Raw genomic sequence first — 3,239 nt, 5'->3', positions numbered from 1 at the left:
AGGAAGAGTTGATAGTGTGGCTGAAAGAGTCTGGACTAGGAGTGTTGTTTTTTTAACCGGAAAGCAGGCATGCGGGTTTCGCGGGGGTGATGATATTCAAGCAGTGTGCCCTCTATACGTTGCTGGGGGGAGACGGGGGGGGGGCGGGGTTCACCCCCGGGTGCCGTCACGACGCGAAGGGGGCGGGTCGGCAGTGCGCCGACCCGCCCCGTCCTCGTCACCGGGTCAGTCCTGCAGGTGCGTCGTGCGGCGACGGTTCCGCACGGCCCGGAACGTCAGCAGACCGCCGCCCAGCAGGACGAACGCGCCCGCGGCGATCAGCCCCGGCGTGAGCTCCGTACCGGTGAACGCGAGTCCACCGCCCGTCACGCTGCCACCCGCGCTGCCGACCGGCACGGTCGTCGGCCCGGTGCCCGGCTCGACCGGTGCGGTCGGAGCGGGCGTCGGCTGCGTGGTCGGGGGCACCGCCACGGCCGGCAGCGCGATCGCCAGCGGTGTCGGGGTCGCACCGACGGCGGCCGTCGTCACCGCCACGGGCTCGCTGGCGAGGTCCTCGACGCCAGCGATCACCGAGTAGGCGGTGCTCGGGCGCAGTCCGGTCAGGTCGAACGCGCCGTCCGCGTCCGTCGTGGCCTCGACGGGGCTGCCGTCGGCCGGGTCGACAGGCGTCGCGACGACCTCGGCTCCGCGCACGGCCGCGCCGTCGGCGTCCGTCACGGTTCCCGGCTGCTCCACGGTCGGCAGCGGCAGGACGAACGCGACCGGCGTCGGTGCGGCTCCGGACCCGGCCGAGGTGACGGTCCGGGGGTCCGCTCCGTCGACCGTCAGCACGTAGGGCGTTGCGGGCGTCAACCCGACGAGGTCGAACGACCCGTCGGCACCCGTGCTGCCCTGGACGTCGGCACCGGCACCCGCATCGACCGGGCGGGCGGTGACGGTCGTCCCGGCGACCGGCGTGCCGTCGGTGTACGTCACCGTCCCCGCCTGCGACACGGTCTGCGGGACCGGTGCGACGAAGGGGAAGTCCGCCGTCACCGTGCCGTCGGCCGGGACCGTGACGGCGACCTCGGTCGGTCCCGTGGCCCCCGCCACCGGAGCGACGGTGCGGACCGTGTAGCTCCCCGGACGCAGGCGGAGGTCGTACGAGCCGTCCGCCGCGGTCTCGACCGTCACGACGACCTGGTCGCCCTGCACGAGTTCGATCGTCACGGGCGAGGTCGGTGCCACGCCGTCGAGCGTCACACGACCGCTCACCGTCCCCAGCGGTGCCTGGACGACGATCGGCGGCACGGTCGCCGACGGAGCACCGTCCGCACCCGTGGTCGCCGTCACCGGCGTCGCGCCGGCGGTGGTGGCGCTGATCGCCGTCCCCGCGGGCAGGCCCGAGGCGCTCCACCGCCCCTCGCTGTCGCTGACCGCCTCGGCCAGGACCGTGCCCGTCGCCGGGTCGGTCACCGTGACGGTGGCGTCGGCGACCGGGAGGCCGTCCTCGTCCACCACTGTGCCGTCGACCTCGACCGTGCCGGGAGGCGTGCTGAAGGCGAAGTCGGCGCCGGTGACGTCGCTGCGGAGGGACAGCGTGGCCGGTGCCTCGTCGACCGCCGCGTTGTCGGGCGTGGCGATCGACACCCGGTAGCCGTCGGCCTGCGTCAGGGCGTCGAACGAGTACGCGCCGTCGGCACCGGTCGTGGTGGTGTACTCGGTGCCGTTCGGTGCGGTCGCGGTCACCAGGGCCCCGGGCAGTGCCGCACCGTCGAGGGTCGCGACGCCGGACAGGGACGAGGTGCGGTTCGCGAACCAGGTCTGGTAGACGGGGAACCCGCTCCGCTGCTGGTACGTGATCGTCAGGGTGCCGAGCGAGGCGGTCGGCGTGAACCACGCGGTGGCTCCGTCCGTGTCGCTCGCCGTCGGGTTGCCGACGAGGACGCCGGTCGTCGCGTTCCACGTCGGGACGTCCCGCCCGGTGGTACCGTCGCCGTCCGCGTCGCAGGACCAGCCGCCCGGTGAGCCCGCGGAACACGAGTTGTACGCCCCGGCGAAGCCCAGCTGCGCGACCGAGGCGGGGGTGCCGTCCGCGAGCGTCGCCGTGATGGTGGCCTGGTCGGCGTCGATGTCGCCCAGCACGAACGACCACCCGCCGGCGCCCGGGGTGCCACCCGCGAAGGTGTAGGTGGTGACGGCGGGGCTGGTCGCGTTGTCCGTGTCGGGTCGCTGGTTGACGTACGAGTTGCCCCGGCTGCTGCCGTACTCGGCTCCGGGCGGCGTCGAGGGCCCCTGCCAGGTCGACGCGCCGGAGACCACCTGCGTCTGGCGCGAGGTCGACGTGAACGTGGTCTCCGGGAAGCCCGGCAGTGCGACGGCTCCGCTGTAAGCGCGGGCGGACCCGGCGACGGTGAAGACGCCCCAGTGCCCCGCGGTCGCGGCGGAGGCGCTCGTCACGCCGCTCACCGCCAGCCCGGCCCCGAGGACGACGGCGATGCCGCCGGCGGTGATGGTGCGCAATCCGCGCATGTGTGCTCCCCTGTGTCGGCGCCACCTGTCCTTGACGCTTCCTCAGGCTATTCGTGTCCCGCGGACGGGGCACGGTCCCGAGGTCACGGATCGGTGACGGCGGACACCAGCCGGTCGAGTGCGACGACCTGTCCCGCCACGAGCAGTTCGCGTGCCTCGTCGACCGGGACCCACCGTGCGTCGTCCACCTCCGGCACCTCGACGAACCGGCCGGACCCGCGCGGCAGCTCGAGCCGCACGGTGTTGCTCCGGACCACGTCGACGACGAACCCCTCGGCCGGCAGGGCGAACACCCGGACCCGCTTGCCCGACGCCTGGCGGACCTCGCCGAGGTCGACGACCTCTCCGTCGGGAGCCGCGACGCCGATCTCCTCGGCGAACTCGCGGCGGGCCGCGGCGAGGGCGTCCTCGCCCTCCTCGAGCAGTCCCTTCGGGATCGACCACGCCCGCGTGCGGCGCCGCCAGAACGGCCCGCCCATGTGCGCGAGGAACACCTGCAGGTCGCCGTCGTGCGGCGGACCGCGGTGCAGCAGGAGTCCGGCGCTGGTGACTCGCAACCAGGTCCGGTTGCAGCTGCCCGGCAACTTCCCCGACCGAGTCTTCACTCCAAGCCCCGAGCACCACCAGCAAGCCGCCGACCTCTTCGACCAGCTTGAACGCTGAGACCGCAAGAGCGGCGAGGAGCGACAGACAGCGCAGAGCCCACTAAGCACCGCCACGCCCTGCGC

2 protein-coding genes are annotated in these 3,239 nt (G+C 73.5%); both read right to left on the bottom strand.

Features of this window, described 5'->3' with window-relative positions:
• Window positions 1–225 precede the first annotated feature (225 nt).
• Window positions 226–2,511 (bottom strand): beta strand repeat-containing protein, encoded by a 2,286-nt coding sequence (locus H7A69_RS17080; protein ID WP_182048136.1) that lies wholly within the window; start codon window positions 2,509–2,511, stop codon window positions 226–228.
• A gap of 83 nt (window positions 2,512–2,594) precedes the next feature.
• On the bottom strand, window positions 2,595–3,068 hold the full coding sequence (locus H7A69_RS17075) for an NUDIX domain-containing protein (RefSeq protein ID WP_182048135.1): 474 nt from the start codon (window positions 3,066–3,068) through the stop codon (window positions 2,595–2,597).
• Window positions 3,069–3,239: the final 171 nt, after the last annotated feature.

The sequence above is a fragment of the Curtobacterium sp. ME26 genome, from assembly GCF_903970945.1.
GTDB classification, from domain to species: Bacteria; Actinomycetota; Actinomycetes; order Actinomycetales; family Microbacteriaceae; genus Curtobacterium; species Curtobacterium citri.
This window is presented reverse-complemented; position numbering and strand designations above follow the sequence as displayed.

Excerpts from the sequence above, each read along its gene's own strand:
- H7A69_RS17080 (WP_182048136.1), bottom strand. The coding sequence starts at position 2,511 with ATGCGCGGATTGCGCACCATCACCGCCGGCGGCATCGCCGTCGTCCTC.